This window comes from Microbacterium saperdae, from assembly GCF_006716345.1.
In the GTDB taxonomy this organism is placed as follows: domain Bacteria; phylum Actinomycetota; class Actinomycetes; order Actinomycetales; family Microbacteriaceae; genus Microbacterium; species Microbacterium saperdae.
This window is the reverse complement of sequence record NZ_VFOX01000001.1, coordinates 828,502-843,849: the sequence shown is the minus strand read 5'-3', so window position 1 is coordinate 843,849 and position 15,348 is coordinate 828,502. Positions and strand designations below refer to the sequence as shown.

The 15,348-nt window shown below is 67.2% G+C and carries 14 protein-coding genes; 7 read left to right on the top strand and 7 right to left on the bottom strand.

Annotated elements, in window-relative coordinates; genetic code table 11:
* Position 1: 1 nt before the first annotated feature.
* Positions 2 to 1,786 carry an ABC transporter substrate-binding protein gene (locus FB560_RS04035; RefSeq protein ID WP_170198036.1) on the bottom strand — a complete coding sequence of 595 codons (1,785 nt, stop codon included), beginning with the start codon at positions 1,784 to 1,786 and terminating at the stop codon, positions 2 to 4.
* Between the two features lie 243 nt (positions 1,787 to 2,029).
* Between FB560_RS04035 and FB560_RS04030 the strand changes: the two genes are divergently transcribed.
* Genes FB560_RS04030 through FB560_RS04020 form a run of 3 tightly spaced genes read left to right on the top strand, consistent with a single transcriptional unit; the run spans position 2,030 to position 5,463 of the window.
* Positions 2,030 to 3,364, top strand: a complete 1,335-nt coding sequence (locus tag FB560_RS04030) for a M20/M25/M40 family metallo-hydrolase (RefSeq protein WP_141871178.1) — start codon at positions 2,030 to 2,032, stop codon at positions 3,362 to 3,364.
* Positions 3,357 to 4,793 (top strand): serine hydrolase domain-containing protein, encoded by a 1,437-nt coding sequence (locus tag FB560_RS04025; protein WP_141871177.1) that lies wholly within the window; start codon positions 3,357 to 3,359, stop codon positions 4,791 to 4,793. Before FB560_RS04030 ends, FB560_RS04025 begins: the two co-directional genes overlap by 8 nt.
* On the top strand, positions 4,786 to 5,463 hold the full coding sequence (locus FB560_RS04020; protein ID WP_170198035.1) for a MurR/RpiR family transcriptional regulator: 678 nt from the start codon (positions 4,786 to 4,788) through the stop codon (positions 5,461 to 5,463). Before FB560_RS04025 ends, FB560_RS04020 begins: the two co-directional genes overlap by 8 nt.
* A gap of 7 nt (positions 5,464 to 5,470) precedes the next feature.
* On the opposite strand, the gene FB560_RS20645 is transcribed toward FB560_RS04020, so the two are convergent.
* Complete coding sequence (locus FB560_RS20645; RefSeq protein ID WP_170198034.1) at positions 5,471 to 5,623, bottom strand: hypothetical protein; 153 nt, start codon at positions 5,621 to 5,623, stop codon at positions 5,471 to 5,473.
* A 186-nt stretch (positions 5,624 to 5,809) separates the two neighbouring features.
* The gene (locus FB560_RS04015; RefSeq protein ID WP_229673279.1) at positions 5,810 to 6,202 is read right to left on the bottom strand and encodes a ketopantoate reductase C-terminal domain-containing protein; all 393 of its coding nucleotides are present in this window, start codon (positions 6,200 to 6,202) and stop codon (positions 5,810 to 5,812) included.
* A gap of 187 nt (positions 6,203 to 6,389) precedes the next feature.
* Between FB560_RS04015 and FB560_RS04010 the strand changes: the two genes are divergently transcribed.
* Positions 6,390 to 6,605: a hypothetical protein gene (locus tag FB560_RS04010; protein ID WP_141871174.1), complete on the top strand. Its 216-nt coding sequence runs from the start codon at positions 6,390 to 6,392 to the stop codon at positions 6,603 to 6,605.
* 107 nt (positions 6,606 to 6,712) lie between these two features.
* Here FB560_RS04010 and nrdF read toward each other — a convergent pair whose 3' ends face one another.
* Genes nrdF through nrdH form a run of 4 tightly spaced genes read right to left on the bottom strand, consistent with a single transcriptional unit; the run spans position 6,713 to position 10,558 of the window.
* The gene (nrdF, locus tag FB560_RS04005) at positions 6,713 to 7,693 is read right to left on the bottom strand and encodes a class 1b ribonucleoside-diphosphate reductase subunit beta (protein WP_141871173.1); all 981 of its coding nucleotides are present in this window, start codon (positions 7,691 to 7,693) and stop codon (positions 6,713 to 6,715) included.
* A gap of 31 nt (positions 7,694 to 7,724) precedes the next feature.
* Positions 7,725 to 9,869 carry a class 1b ribonucleoside-diphosphate reductase subunit alpha gene (gene nrdE / locus FB560_RS04000; RefSeq protein WP_141871172.1) on the bottom strand — a complete coding sequence of 715 codons (2,145 nt, stop codon included), beginning with the start codon at positions 9,867 to 9,869 and terminating at the stop codon, positions 7,725 to 7,727.
* Positions 9,866 to 10,318 (bottom strand): class Ib ribonucleoside-diphosphate reductase assembly flavoprotein NrdI, encoded by a 453-nt coding sequence (gene nrdI / locus FB560_RS03995; RefSeq protein WP_141871171.1) that lies wholly within the window; start codon positions 10,316 to 10,318, stop codon positions 9,866 to 9,868. The genes nrdE and nrdI overlap by 4 nt, the downstream gene beginning before the upstream one ends.
* Positions 10,319 to 10,324: 6 nt before the next feature.
* On the bottom strand, positions 10,325 to 10,558 hold the full coding sequence (gene nrdH, locus FB560_RS03990; RefSeq protein ID WP_141871170.1) for a glutaredoxin-like protein NrdH: 234 nt from the start codon (positions 10,556 to 10,558) through the stop codon (positions 10,325 to 10,327).
* A 413-nt stretch (positions 10,559 to 10,971) separates the two neighbouring features.
* Here nrdH and FB560_RS03985 point away from each other — a divergent pair, with 413 nt between their 5' ends.
* The 3 genes from FB560_RS03985 (at position 10,972) to FB560_RS03975 (ending at position 15,315) form a co-directional block, all read left to right on the top strand.
* Positions 10,972 to 12,135 (top strand): MFS transporter, encoded by a 1,164-nt coding sequence (locus FB560_RS03985; RefSeq protein ID WP_141871169.1) that lies wholly within the window; start codon positions 10,972 to 10,974, stop codon positions 12,133 to 12,135.
* Positions 12,132 to 13,043 carry a sugar kinase gene (locus FB560_RS03980; protein WP_141871168.1) on the top strand — a complete coding sequence of 304 codons (912 nt, stop codon included), beginning with the start codon at positions 12,132 to 12,134 and terminating at the stop codon, positions 13,041 to 13,043. The genes FB560_RS03985 and FB560_RS03980 overlap by 4 nt, the downstream gene beginning before the upstream one ends.
* Positions 13,044 to 13,254: 211 nt before the next feature.
* Positions 13,255 to 15,315 (top strand): purple acid phosphatase family protein, encoded by a 2,061-nt coding sequence (locus tag FB560_RS03975; protein ID WP_141871167.1) that lies wholly within the window; start codon positions 13,255 to 13,257, stop codon positions 15,313 to 15,315.
* The last annotated feature ends 33 nt before the right edge of the window (positions 15,316 to 15,348 follow it).

Here is a 15,348-nt window from a genome sequence, read left to right as displayed (position 1 = left end):
ACTACTCCCGGTCGCCGGCCTGCGCGCGGCGGCGGCTCAGGAGGATCCCTCCGCCGACCAGGATGACGGCGCCGATGCCTCCGGCGATCCACCAGCCCGCCGCTCCGCCGTCGGCGGCAGTCTCGTCGCCGGTACCGGCCACCGGGGTGAGCGAGTAGACGCCCCAGGGGCCGTTCTGACGGAGCAGCACTCCGCCCTCGGCCGGCTGCAGCTGCGCGTCGGTGAAACGGTCGGAGCGGTACGCCTGGAAGCGGGCGTCGAAGAACATGACGTTGTTGACGGCCGCGTCGTACTTCAGCTGCTGCATCTCCAGGACCAGCGCTGCACGCTTGTCGGGATCGGTCTCGGAGTGCTGCTGGGCGTAGAGCTCATCGAACGCGGGATCGCACCAGTTCGACTCGCTCGTCGCGCCGGACCCGTCCGCGTTGGGTCGCGAGCTGCAGAGATTGATCGACATCATGAAGTCGGGATCGGGGCCCATCCCCCATCCGGTGAAGTACATGTCGTAGCGTCCGAGCACCGATTCGTCGTTGACCTGGGCGTCGGAGAGCATCGAGACGGTGGTCTTGATACCGATCTCCTCCAGCCACGGGCCGATGAAGTCGGCAGCCTGCTGGCTGTTCGAGCTCGAGGAGCGCCCCATGATGCGCAGGTCGATCGGGTTGCCGGACTTGTCCAGTCGTACTCCGTCCGCGCCGCGCTCGTAGCCGGCCTCATCGAGCATCCGATTTGCCTCGTCGGCGTCGTACGCCAGCGGAAGATCTTCGGGGGCGATGTTCCAGTGGAACGCCGGGTACCGCGGAGGGACCGTGCCCGTCCCCGGGTCTCCGAGACCCTGCAGGATCTTGGCGCGCAGGGTCTCGTTGTCGATCGCCCTCACGATGGCCTGCCGCACGACCTTGTCCTGCAGCACCGGGTTGCCGTCTCCGAGGTCGTTGCCGTCGATGTCCTTCGCGCCCGGGTTGATGGCCAGGGCGGAGAACGAGTTGCCCTTCGCCGAGATCGTGGTGATGCCGTCGACACCGTCCAGGGAGTCGAACTGGGCGATCGTGAGGCCGTCGACCAGATCGACCTCACCGGTCTTGAGCGCCTGCACCGCGGCGTCCGAGCTCTTGTACGGAACCCAGACGAGCGAATCGATCTTCGCCTCGCCGTGCCGGTAGTGGGGGTTCGCCGTCATCGTCACGCCGCTCGTCTTCGAGGACTCGGTGATGATGAACGGGCCGGAACCCACGGTGTCGGCATCGTTCTCGTACGCGGCGGGATCATCGAGCGCGGCCCACACATGGCTCGGCACGATCGGCAGATCGGCTCCGGGGTTCGGCGCCTGCGGGTTCTCCATCGTCATCACGACGGTCAGGTCGTCGGGTGCCTCGATGCTCGCGATGTTCTCGACGAGCGACCCCTTGGCCATCTTGAGCGCATCGTTGTCCTGGATCGCCTCGATCGTCCAGATCACGTCATCCGCGACGATGGGCTCACCGTCCGACCACATCGCGTCGGGCTCGAGATGGAACGTCCACTCGGTCGCGTCGGCGTTCGCCTCCCAGGACTCGGCGATCGCCGGGTACTCGCTGTTGTCCTCCGCCGCCCAGGCGACGAGAGGCTCGTACTGGTACATGAGGATCGAATCGCTCGTGGAGAGCACCGAGAGAAAGGGATTCAGCGTCTCGACATCGCCCGTGAGCGAGATCCTCGCCTGCGCGTCATCCTCGTCGGCCGCTGCCGCTCCCGCGCCCGCCACCGTGCCGCCGAGCACGATCGCTCCGGCTCCGATCAGGGCCATGCACCGGCTGCTCGTGCGGATGGATCGTCTTCCCCGACCATCCCAGTGTGACTGCATCAACATCCACTCCCTTGTGTTATGTCTCGTAAGTGTGAGTGCGTGGGGAGAACCGATTCCACCGACCCGGTCGAACTCTAACCAGATAAAAGGGAAGGATGACCAAGTTCCCTCACTTATGGGGGGTCACGCCGGGTGACGTTTACGTTTTTATGATTCATAAGACGGAATGCACGAAGGAGTCCCATGTCGCACCCGAGCACCGCCACACGCCTGAGCGCCGCAGAACTGTGCGCCCGGCTGATCCGTTTCGACACGTCGAACTACGGTGATGGGCGCAGCGCCGGCGAACATGACATCGCGTCGTGGATCCACAGCGCACTGAAGCACGCGGGCTATGCGGCGCAGATCGTCGGGCCCGAACCCGCCCGCGCCTCTGTGGTGCTGCGGGTGCCCGGCGAGGATCGCACCCTTCCCGCGCTGCTCGTCCACGCGCACACCGACGTCGTGCCCGTGGAACCGTCGCAGTGGTCGGTCCCCGCATTCGCCGGGCACATCGCCGACGGCTATGTGTGGGGTCGGGGCGCCACCGACATGAAGGACATGGTCGCCAGCATCCTGCGGACGCTGTTGAACTGGGCCGAACACGACATCCGTCCACGACGCGACATCGTGGTGGCATTCGTCGCCGACGAGGAGTCCGGCGGTGAGCACGGCGCCGCATGGCTCGTGCAGCACATGCCGGAGCTCTTCACCGGCGTCGAGGTCGCCATCGGGGAGTCAGGCGGCGACGCGATCGAACTCGTGGCGAACGACGGCACTCCACTGCGGGTCTACCCCATCGCCACCGGCGAGCGTGGAACCCTGCAGTTGCGCATCCACGCGCGAGGGACCGGAGGCCACGGTTCCCGACCGCAGGCCGACCAGGCCCTGACCCGCGTCATCGACACCTGTCAGCGCATCAACGCCTATGAATGGCCGCTCCGACTCACCGACACCGTCCGGGAGTACATCGCGACCATCGACCTCGCGCTCGGCAACGACCCGCAGCTCGACACCGCCACCGGCATCGCCTCCTCGATCCAGCGGCTGGGGTCCGCAGGCGAGGTCGCCGAGGCCATCACCCGCTGCACGGCGACGACGACCGTGCTCAACGCCGGGGTCAAGGTCAACGTCATCCCCGCCTCCGCCGAGGCGCAACTCGACGTGCGGTGTCTGCCCGGCACCGAGGACGAGGTCGTCGCGACCCTCGTGAACCTGATCGGCGACGACGTCGAGTGGGAGTTCCTCTCCCGGTGCTCTCCGGTGACCGCGCCGTACCCCTCTCATTGGTTCGACGCGATGCGCGCGGCGATCCTCACCCAGGACGCAGACGCCATCACTCCGCCGGTCTGGCTGGGCGGCGGCACCGATGCGAAGGCGTTCTCCGAACTCGGCATCGCCTGTTACGGCTTCGCCCCGCTGACGGCCGACAGCGCCGGACGTCGCCCCGGTGGCGCCCACGGTGCGGACGAGCGGAACCCCGTGGAGGCGATCGATGGCGGCCAGCGCGTGCTCGAACAGTTCCTGACCCATGTCTGAGCAGGAGACCGCGGTCGATCCTGCACTCCTGAGCCTCACCGACGGGCGCGTCGCTTCCGGCACGAGCCTCGCCGCGGTGCTGGCCTCATCGAGCGGTTCGGGGCCTCTCAGAGTCGGCGGGTCCGGCGATGCGGGCGACGGATCGACGCCGGATGTCGACACCGTGTTCCGGATCGCCTCGTGCACGAAGTCCTTCACCGCGGCTCGCGCGCTGCAGCTGCGCGACGCGGGGATGCTCGATCTCGACAGGCCCGTCGCCGAGATGCTCCCCCGGCCGCCGAGGTTCCTGATTCCCGGAGCGGAGGCGACGCCGCCGACTCCCCGGCTCCTGCTGACGATGTCGGCAGGGCTGCCGACAGACGATGCCTGGGCGGACCGGCTGGAGTCACTGCCGCGCACGGAGTTCGATGCCCTCCTCAGCCGGGGCATCAGGTTCACCCGAGCGCCAGGGGTCGAGTACGAGTACGCGAACCTCGGCTGGGCGATCCTCGGACGGGCCCTGGAGCAGTTGGACGGACGCCCGCTGCAGGACCAGATCGAACAGGACCTCCTGGATCCGCTCGGTCTCACCGGCGTGCGGTTCGCACCGCCGGCAGGACGGCTCCTCGCCACCGGCTACGCCCGGCACAACGGGTCCTGGGAGGAGCAGGAGGTCACGGCGCCCGGCGCGTTCTCCGCGATCGGAGGACTCTTCGCCTCCTGCGCCGACCTCCTGGCCTGGGCACGGTGGCTGGCGAGTGCCTTCGCAGACGGGCCGAGTGACCCGGATCCCGTGCTCGCAGCAGCGAGTCGGCGCGAGATGCAGCAGCTGCATCGCGCCATTCCCGGCGGGGGCAGTACGGTGGCGCGCGGCTACGGATACGGACTCATCGTCGAGCACTCCACGGCGCAGGGGCATGTGGTCTCGCACTCCGGCGGCTACCCCGGGTTCTCGGCGCACATGCGGTGGAGCACCGAGCACGCGGTCGCGGTCTGCGGATTCGAGAATGCCGGCTACTCCGCGGTGCACGAGATCGTGCGGCCCGCCTTCGACGCGGCCCTCGAACAGGCGATCGCGACGACGCGAACGGGCGCTGCGACGGAGCCCTGGGCCGAGACCCGAGCTGCGGTTGCGCGAATCTCGGAGCTGGTGAGCGATCATGGGAACATGACGCTGTGGGACCGCGCGAGCCGCGACCTGTTCGATGGGTGCATCGATCTCGATGTGTCGGTGTCGGAGCGCCGGAGTCGGCTGTCACGCGTCGTCGCCGAGGTCGGGGCGCCACTGATCCACGGTCCCGCGTCGTTCCCGACACCGGCGCGCGCGTCGTGGCGGGCTTTCGGGTCCTCCGGGGCGTTCGACATCTCGCTGCAGCTGACGCCGACGGAACCTCCGCTGATCCAGAGATGGGACGTGGCCATGATCACCGCGGATGTTGCCCATGCCTGAGCGCGCCTCGGACGAGTCCGCGCCCGGCCGGAAGGCGCAGGCGCGCAGGAGCGCGTCTCTGCTGAAGTCCCGCCTGCTCAAGGAGGAGCAGACGGCCTTCGACACCGCGCTGCGCTCGTTCGCGATGAACCCCGCGTTCGAGCGGATGTCGGCCATGATCGCGCGCAGCCGTCGCCGATTCGTCCTGGGACGCGGCGACGCCCAGGAGCACGCGATGCTGCTGGGCGCATCGCTGAAGGCCAGCTTCAGTCAGGTCTTCCTGGTGGCACCTCCCGGGCTCGACCACCTCGACCTGCTCGCCGACGTGCGGACGGGCGATGTGCTCATCGCGATCTGCAACCGTCCCTACCGGCGCGACACCGTCGAGATCGGACGACTCTACGTCGCAGCCGGAGGCACGCTGATGCTGCTGACCGACAGCGCCGACTCCCCTCTGAGCGCGTTCGCGTCTGAGCAGATCATCATCGAGCACGCCACCCGCGATGCGCAGGACGACGCCACCGCCGTCGTCCTGGCCACTCGCCTGCTCGCACGACTCGCTTCAGCCAGCTCCAAAGGTGCCGTGCGACGAGCGCAGGAGCGCGAGCGGCTGGGTGATCTCCTCGACCTGTACGAGTCCGACATGCGCTGGGTCGGCCGCGGGCATAAGCCGGGAGACGTGGCGCCGTAGCGCGGAGTCAGCCTCCCGAGGGGTTCTCGACCGGCGTGCCGTCGTCGTCGGTGGTCTCCCGCTCGAGGATCTCCTCGGTGCTGTCGGGTGCACCGCCGGATGCGGTGTCGGCCTCTTCGTCCGGACCAGGGGTTCCCTGCGTGTTCTTCGGATCGCTCATGATTCTCTCCTTCGTTCGATCCGGCGAGGCTACGTGGCCCGTGACGCGGCCACGAGGGGGTTGACGTGGTTCGGCGCGGGACGGAAGAAGCCCTCGAAGTCCCCTTCTCGCCGCGACCTCCGCGTTGTGCGGTCCCGTCACCGGGCAAGATCGTCGAACCTGCGCGTCACGACGAAGTCGGGCCCCTCAGCGCGGCCCGTCGCTCGTCGCCGCGAGCAGCGCGGTGACGACGTCGCTGGTCGGCGTGGGGATGCCGTGGACGCGGCCGAGCCGAGAGACGACGCCGTTGCGGATATCCCACTCCAGCGCGCGCCCGGCTTCGCGGTCGGTGAGGATCGACGTGCTGAGGTCGGCAGGAGACGCCCGGAAGCCCGCAAGGATCTCTTCGGGGACGTCTTCTTCGAGCTGCGCTCCCTCGGCGCGGGCGACGCGCAGGCATTCCCGCAGATAGACCCGAGTCAATTCGGCGATGTCCGCACGGGCGAACATTCCCGCGCGTCGTCCGGTGAGAGCCATGAGCCCGGCGGCGGCGTTCTGCAGGAGCTTCCTCCAGGCGACGGATCGAAAATCGGATGCCAACTCGACCGTGCAACGCGTTCCTCGCAGAGTCTCGGCGACTCGATCGGCGCCGGTCCCGTCCGGAAGGGTCAGTCGCGCAGATCCTCGCAACCGCACGGAGCCGTCCGGCTGCGCCTGGGCGGGGAACCAGACGACCGCGGGGACGACGACCGTCCCTGCGGGAACCCACCCGGATCAAGGACAACCGATGAGGAACGACCTGCGCGGCACCTCAGAGCACGCCGGGCGCGGCGTCGTCCTCGAGTCGCTGGAGGCTCCGCCGCGCACGGGCATCTTCGGGGTCGAAGCCGGCTCCCTCGTCGAGTTGCACCCTGCGGAGGGATCGTCGTTCTCGCCCGCGTGCTCGCCGACCGGAGAGACCGTCGCGTCGCGGATCGGATTCCACCGGTCCGCGAAGTCCTGATATCCGGCCGCGATGAACGAGAGGGTACGGAAGTGGCCCGGATCCGCGGGACTTCGCGGATCCGGGCCACTGACCAGCTGTCTGGCTGGGGTTCCAGAGAGTATCTGTCAGAAGTCCCAGTCGTCGTCTTCCGTGGCCTCGGCCTTGCCGATGACGTAGGACGAACCCGACCCGCTGAAGAAGTCGTGGTTCTCGTCGGCGTTGGGCGAAAGTGCAGACAGGATCGCAGGGTTCACGTTCGTGACGGTCGAGGGGAACATCGCTTCGTAGCCGAGGTTCATCAGCGCCTTGTTGGCGTTGTAGTGCAGGAACTTCTTGACGTCCTCGGTCAGGCCGACGCCGTCGTAGAGGTCCTGCGTGTACTGAACCTCGTTGTCGTAGAGCTCGAACAGCAGGTTGAAGGTGTAGTCCTTCAGCTCCTGACGGCGCTCCTCGGTCTCGTTCTCGAGACCCTTCTGGAACTTGTAGCCGATGTAGTACCCGTGCACGGCCTCGTCACGGATGATGAGGCGGATGAGGTCGGCCGTGTTCGTGAGCTTCGCCTTGGACGACCAGTAGATCGGCAGGTAGAAGCCCGAGTAGAACAGGAACGACTCGAGCAGCGTCGAGGCGACCTTGCGCTTGAGCGGGTCATCGCCCTGGTAGTAGTCCATGATGATCTGAGCCTTCTTCTGAAGGTTCGGGTTCTCGGTGGACCAGCGGAACGCCTCGTCGATCTCCTTCGTCGACGCGAGCGTCGAGAAGATCGAGGAGTAGCTCTTCGCGTGCACCGACTCCATGAAGGCGATGTTCGTGTACACGGCCTCCTCGTGAGGGGTGATCGCGTCAGGGATCAGTGAGACGGCGCCCACCGTTCCCTGGATCGTGTCGAGCAGCGTCAGACCGGTGAAGACGCGCATGGTGAGCAGCTGCTCTTCGGGCGTCAACGTGTTCCACGACTGGATGTCGTTCGACAGCGGCACCTTCTCGGGCAGCCAGAAGTTGTTCACCAGACGGTTCCAGACCTCGAGGTCCTTGTCGTCGATGATGCGGTTCCAGTTGATCGCCTGCACGCTGTCGACCAGCTTGATCGGGGGGTGGGGAGTCATGTCTTCGTCGTTTCTCGAGTCAGTGAGCAGGTCAGAGCATGCAGGAGACGCACTCGGTCATGTCGGTGCCCTCGAGCGCCATCTGACGCAGACGGATGTAGTAGATCGTCTTGATGCCCTTGCGCCATGCGTAGATCTGCGCCTTGTTGATGTCACGCGTGGTGGCGGTGTCCTTGAAGAACAGCGTCAGCGAGAGGCCCTGGTCCACGTGCTGCGTAGCCGCGGCGTACGTGTCGATGACCTTCTCGTAGCCGATCTCGTACGCGTCCTGGTAGTACTCCAGGTTGTCGTTCGTCATGAACGCCGCCGGGTAGTAGACGCGGCCGAGCTTGCCTTCCTTGCGGATCTCGATCTTCGACGCGATCGGGTGGATCGACGACGTCGAGTTGTTGATGTACGAGATCGAGCCGGTCGGCGGCACCGCCTGCAGGTTCTGGTTGTAGATGCCGTGCTCCTGGATCGACGACTTCAGCGCCACCCAGTCCGCCTGCGTCGGGATGTGCTTGCCGGCGAACAGCTCCTTGACCTTCTCGGTCTCCGGAACCCAGGCGCGGTCGATGTACTTGTCGAAGAACTCCCCCGACGCGTACGTCGAGTCCTCGAACCCGTCGAAGGCCTGCTTGCGCTCGATCGCGAGGTTGTTCGAGGCGCGCAGCGCGTGGAACAGCACCGTGTAGAAGTAGATGTTCGTGAAGTCGATACCCTCTTCGGAGCCGTAGTACACGTGCTCACGAGCAAGGTAGCCGTGCAGGTTCATCTGACCGAGGCCGATCGCGTGGGAGCGGTCGTTGCCGTCCTCGATCGAACGCACGGAGCGGATGTGGCTCTGGTCGCTGACCGCGCTCAGCGCACGGATCGCGGTCTCGACGGTCTGGCCGAGGTCATCGGCATCCATCGACAGCGCGATGTTCATCGAGCCGAGGTTGCACGAGATGTCCTTGCCGATCTGGTCGTACGACAGGTCGTCGTTGTACGTGGTCGGCGTGTTCACCTGCAGGATCTCGCTGCAGAGGTTGGACATGTTGATGCGGCCCTTGATCGGGTTGGCCTTGTTCACCGTGTCCTCGAACATGATGTACGGGTAGCCCGACTCGAACTGGATCTCGGCGATGGTCTGGAAGAACTCACGCGCGTTGATCTTCGTCTTCTTGATGCGCGAGTCGTCGACCATCTCGCGGTACTTCTCGGTGACGGAGATGTCGCCGAAGGGCACCCCGTAGACCTTCTCGACGTCGTACGGCGAGAAGAGGTACATGTCCTCGCCGTTCTTGGCGAGCTCGAACGTGATGTCGGGGACCACGACGCCGAGCGACAGCGTCTTGATGCGGATCTTCTCGTCGGCGTTCTCACGCTTGGTGTCGAGGAAGCGCATGATGTCGGGGTGGTGCGCGTTGAGGTACACCGCACCGGCACCCTGACGGGCGCCGAGCTGGTTGGCGTAGCTGAAGCTGTCTTCGAGCAGCTTCATGACGGGGATGATGCCCGACGACTGGTTCTCGATCTGCTTGATCGGTGCGCCGGCCTCGCGGATGTTCGAGAGCAGCAGCGCCACGCCGCCGCCGCGCTTGGAGAGCTGGAGGGCGGAGTTGATGCCGCGGGCGATCGACTCCATGTTGTCTTCGATGCGCAGGAGGAAGCAGCTGACGAGCTCGCCGCGCTGAGCCTTGCCCGCGTTGAGGAAGGTCGGCGTCGCCGGCTGGAAGCGTCCGGAGATGATCTCGTCGACCAGAGCGATCGCGAGCTTCTCATCGCCGTCGGCGAGACCGAGGGCGGTCATCACGACACGGTCCTCGAAGCGCTCGAGGTAGCGCTTGCCGTCGAAGGTCTTCAGCGTGTAGCTCGTGTAGTACTTGAAGGCGCCGAGGAAGGTCTCGAAGCGGAACTTCTTGTCGTACGCGCGGTCGTTGAGCTTCTGGATGAAGTCGAGCGAGTACTGCTCGATGACGGCCGGCTCGTAGTACTCCTTCTCGACCAGGTAGTCGAGACGCTCCTTGAGCGAGTGGAAGAACACCGTGTTCTGGTTGACGTGCTGGAGGAAGTACTCCCGCGCGGCCCGCTTGTCGGCGTCGAACTGGATCTTGCCGTCCGCGTCGTACAGGTTGAGCATCGCGTTGAGGGCGTGATAGTCCAGGCCCTCGTAGTTCGGGTTCGCCTTGAACGCCACCGTCTCGGTCACTGCGTCCTGCTCTTCAACTGTGATACCCACCGTCGTTCCAATCCGTCGCTCACGCGATCAACGTCGTCCTGTGTGCCGAAGATTTCGAGCCGGTACAAGTGAGGCACGTGGCACTTGCGGCTGATGATGTCGCCGGCGAGACAGAAGGAATCGCCGAAGTTGGTGTTTCCCGCGGAGATGACACCGCGGATGTGTTGCCGGTTGCGCTCGTCGTTGAGGAACCGGATCACCTGCTTGGGCACGGCACCTCGTTCGACGCCGCGTCCTTCACCTCCGCCATAGGTGGGGGTGACAAGCACGAAGGGCTCGTCGATGACGAGTTCTTCCTCCTGCCGGTGGAGCGGGATGCGTCGGGCCGGGAGCCCGACCTTCTCGATGAAACGCGCGGTGTTACCCGACGCGCTCGAGAAGTAGACCAGGAGCGGCGCGGCGGTCGCGACGGCGCTCATGGTCGGTCACGCCAGGCGCGTGGCGAGCTCGGCGATCTTGTCGGGACGGAAGCCCGACCAGTGGTCCTCGTCGGTCACGACGACGGGCGCCTGCATGTAACCGAGCGCCTTGACCTGCTCCAGGGCCGTCGGGTCCTCCGACAGGTCATGGATCTCGTACTCGATGCCCTGGGCATCCAGCGCACGGTAGGTCGCGTTGCACTGGACGCAGGACGGCTTGGTGTAGACCGTGATCGACATCTGAAACCCCTCAAATCTCTGGTTGCTCCGGCAGACCCCCGCCGGGACTTCAATACTACATATAGGGACGGACATTGAGGGTGACCACAAGGGGTAGTAGTTACATCCGTGTAGTTTTCCACCGCTCTCCACTGTTACAACACAGGTTCTCCACCGTTTCTTCCACAGGCTGGGACCCCGTCGAAGGGCATCCGAACCGCGAGAAATCGCGGCTGGGAAGCGCCTGTGAGCGATCTGTCCACAGGCGCGACCATACGAGGGGGTTCGGACATTCCGAGACCTGTGGAAACTGCCTTTCGGCGTGTCGTCGGCGTGTCGCATCCGCACCCGCTTCGACGCGCTCCGTCGGGTGCCGGTACCGTTGTGAGGTGGCGGGATATCGGGACCTTCTTCGCACGCCGGGAGTGGCGCGCATGATCGCTGCTCAGTTGACCGCGCGATTCCCCAACGGCATGTCCTCGCTCGCGATCCTGCTGCACGTCGAACAGCAGACGGGATCCTACGGAGCCGCCGGCCTCGTGCTCGCGGCGACCAGCGTGGGCCAGGCCGTCGCCGGTCCCATCACCAGCCGTTGGATGGGCGTGTGGGGCATGCGCCGCGTGATCACGCTGACGCTGAGCGTCTGCGTCGTCGCCGTGCTGGCGCTCGCCCTGCTCCCGCTGAACCTGCCCGGGTACATGGTGCTGGGGATGGTGGCCGGTCTCTCCACTCCTCCGATCCAGGCCGCCGTGCGGACCATCTACCCGAAGCTCGTGAACTCCTCGCAGCTCACCCCGCTCTTCTCGCTCGACGCCTCGCTGCAGGAGATCATCTGGATCCTGGCGCCGGTGGTCATCACTCTCGTGTCGACGCAGATCGGCACGACCGAGGGTCTGCTGCTGGTCGCGATCATCCTGGTCGTGGGAGGGGCGTGGTTCATCCTCTCCCCCGAGGTCGGTCGCGTGCGGATCCCCCGCAGCCGCAACCCGCTGGGCAAGGTCGTCCTGAAGCCCCCGGTCATGCTCGCCACCGTGATCGGCTTCCTCCTGATCGGCGCGTGCGCCGCCGTCGAGGTCGGCGTCGTGGCGACGTTCGAGCACGGCAGCCTCGCCGCCGGACTCGTGCTCGCGGTCTTCTCGGTCGGCAGCCTCGCCGGCGGCCTGGCCTTCGGCCACATCCCGATCGGCCCGTGGGCCATGGCGCGGCGTCTGCTGATCGTCACGATCGGCCTCGGACTCACCATGGTCATGCTCAACGTGTTCTGGCTCGGCGGCACACTGATCCTCGCCGGCATCGGCATCGCCCCGGCCCTCGCCGTGCTCTTCGCCATCACCTCCGCGAGCGTCAAGTTCAGCGAGACCGCGGAGGCGTTCGGATGGGCCGGCACCGGCCAGCTGATCGGCGCCGCAGCCGGGTCCGCCGTGGCCGGCTTCCTCGTCGACGTGAGCGACTGGCGCGGGGCCTATCTCGCCGCGACGCTGTTCGCCGCTGTCGGCCTGATCGTCTCGATCGTGTTCGTGCGTTCCTTCCCTGATCTGCGTCATCGCGACGCGAGCCCCCATCCCGACACCGAACCCCTGGCGGTCACCCCCTCATGAGCTCCCTTCCTCCCCAGACGTCCGCGCCCGAGATCGTCTGCGTCGGCGAGACCATGGCGCTGATCACGCCGACGGATGCGGGTCTCGCCGCGGCGGGGCACGCGACGATCGGGCTCGCCGGGGCGGAGTCCAACGTGTCGGCGGGAGTCGCCGCCACCGGCCACCGCGTCGCCTGGGCATCGCGCCTGGGAGCCGACCCGCTGGGAGACCGCATCGCATCCGAGCTCGCGCGGCGCGGCGTGGAGCTGTGGGTCGAGCGCGCCGAGGATGCTCCCACCGGCGTCATGTTCAAGGACCCGGGCATCGAGTCCTCCTCCGTCTACTACTACCGCCGCGGATCGGCCGCCGCGCACATGGAGCCCGGCTTCCTGACGCCGGAGCGACTCGACGGCGTGCGGATCGTGCACACCACCGGCATCACTCCCGCACTCTCGCCCTCGTGCCGGGAGATGGTCGACCGCCTCTTCGCAGATGCCCGCAGCGCCGGCGCGCTCGTGTCGTTCGACGTGAACGACCGGCGTCCGCTCTGGAGTCGGGAGGATGCCGCCGAGACCCTCGCCCGTCTGGCGGATGCCGCCGACATCACCTTCGTCGGCCGCGACGAGGCCGAGCGCATCTGGGGCACCGTCACCCCTGCCGAGATCCGGGCATTCCTCCCCCGGTGCCCGCTGCTGATCGTGAAGGACGGCGACGTCGGAGCGACCGCCTTCGACGGCGATGCCGAGCCGGTGTTCGTGCCGGCGCCCGTGGTCGATGTCGTCGAACCGGTGGGCGCGGGCGACGCGTTCGCGTCCGGCTTCCTCGCTGCGACCCTCGACGGTGCGCCCCTCTCCGCGCGCCTGACGGCCGGTCACGCCGCCGCCGAGCGCGTGCTGACGATCGCGGCCGACCTGCCGCCGCTCGACTGACACCCCGGATCCTCTCCGCACGACCGCGCCGTTCTCGCCGAGGACGCGCCTCCTCGGCGCGCCTGCTGCGCGGCCTCCCGCGCCGGCGCTGACGCACACACCGCGCAGCGCGCACACACGACGCGCAGACCTCCCCGGCAGGGTTCAGAACCGGTCAGGCGCCGTCAAGCGACCGATCGGTGAACGCTCGGCGTCAGTTAATGAACGCCGAATGGCCACTCGCTGGAACCGCCGTTTCGCTGCATCCGGCGCTAGTAGCTTCGCGAATGGCGCCGCTTCCACCCTGCTGTCGAGCGCCATCTCCCACCTCGAATCCCGACGAAAGGTGCTGCCTGCGATGGCGCGCTTGCCACGATCCCTGACCCTGCGGCGCACGGCCGCTTTCACCGCCGGCGGCCTCGCTGCCGCTCTCGGCCTCACCCTCCTCGGAGGCGGCGTCGCCGTCGCCGCCGGAGGACTCAATCCCCCCGCCGTCGCCCCCGCGACGGTGTTCGTGCCCTCGACGGTGCCTGACCGCGTGATCCTCACGCCGACGGCGACGCCCCAGACGAGCCAGAGCGTCAGCTGGCGCACCTCGTCGGATGTCACGACGCCGCAGGTGCAGATCGCACCTCTCACCGCCACACCCGTCGACGTCGCAGCCGCACGGATCGTCACGGCGACCACGACCGGCTTCGAGTCGAACTTCGGCTACCGGATCGCGCACCACTCCGCGACCTTCGATCAGCTCGAGGCCGCGACCACCTACCTCTACCGTGTCGGCGACGGCACGACGTGGAGCGAGTGGCTCGAGTTCACGACGGCCGATGACGCCGTGGGCAACTTCAGCTTCCTCGTGCAGGGCGATGCGCAGAACGACAACAAGGCGTTCACGTCGCGCGCACTCCGCGCGGCCTTCGAGGCCCGCCCGTACGCGCGCGCCGTCGTGCACGCCGGCGACCTGATCGACACCGAGACCTCGGATGCCGAGTGGGGCGAGTGGCACGAGGCAGCCGCGTTCTCGAACCAGTACCTCAACGTGATCGCCGCCACCGGCAACCACGAGTACTATCCCGGTCCCGAGCTGTCGAAGCACTGGGACGCGCAGTTCGAGTACCCGGCGAACGGCCCGGCCGGCGCAGACCTGGGCGAGACGGTGTACTCCGTCGACTACCAGGGCGTGCGCTTCATCACGCTCAACAGCACGCAGGCCTTCAACCCGGCGAGCCTGACGGCCCAGACGGAATGGCTCGAGGCGCAGCTCGCCGAGAACCCGAACACCTGGACCGTCGTCGCTTTCCACCACCCGATCTTCTCGGTGACCTCGGGGCGCGACAACGCCGTGCTGCGCGAGGCGTGGATGCCGCTCTTCGAGAAGTACGGCGTCGACCTCGTGGTGCAGGGGCACGACCACGCCTACGGGCGCGGCAACCTGATCGCGAACGAGACCGGTCTGCCCGCCGGCGCCGACCCGGAGAAGAGCCACACCGGCCCCGTCTACCTCGTGTCCGTCGCGGGCCCGAAGATGTACGTTCCGGACCCCGCCGACGCGAACAACTGGACCGCGAACGACGCGAACCTCCGTGTGGTCGGCCGCGATGTGCAGCTGTTCCAGACGGTCGACGTCACCGACGATGAGTTCCACGTCGAGGCGCGTACGGTCGACGGTGCGCTGTTCGACTCCTTCACGATCGCCCAGGCCGCGGACGGCAGCAAGCTCGTGAGCGACGACGAGGCGTGGGCCACCGGCCCCGGCTCCACCCGCTGGGGCTTCGACGAATCGGGCCCCGACCCGGTCGACCCCGTGGATCCGGTGGACCCGGTGGACCCCGTGGATCCGGTGGACCCGGTGGACCCGGTCGACCCCGTCGATCCTGTCGATCCTGTGGACCCGGCTGATGTCGCGATCACGCTGTCGACCGCGCAGGTCGCCCCCGGTGACGAGATCCAGCTGACCGCCAAGGGGCTCGACGCCGGAGAACGAGTGTCGATCGAACTGCACTCGACCCCGGTGCAGCTGGCCGTGACGTCCAGTGATGCCAAGGGAGCCGTCGCGGCGACCGTGCGCATCCCCGCCGACACAGAGCCGGGTGAACACGAGATCGTCGTCACCGGACTCGGCTCCGACGCATCCGGTCGCATCGCGATCATCGTGACCCGCGTGGCCGACGGCGGTTCTCTCGCCGCGACCGGCTGGGCAGGCGGCGGTATCGCACTGTTCGGCATCCTCATCACCGCGGCCGGCGTCGCCGTGATCGTCCGCTCTCGCATCCGTTCCCGCTCCGCCGCGTGACCGGCCCTCTCCTCGATTCCCGAAAGGCACTGA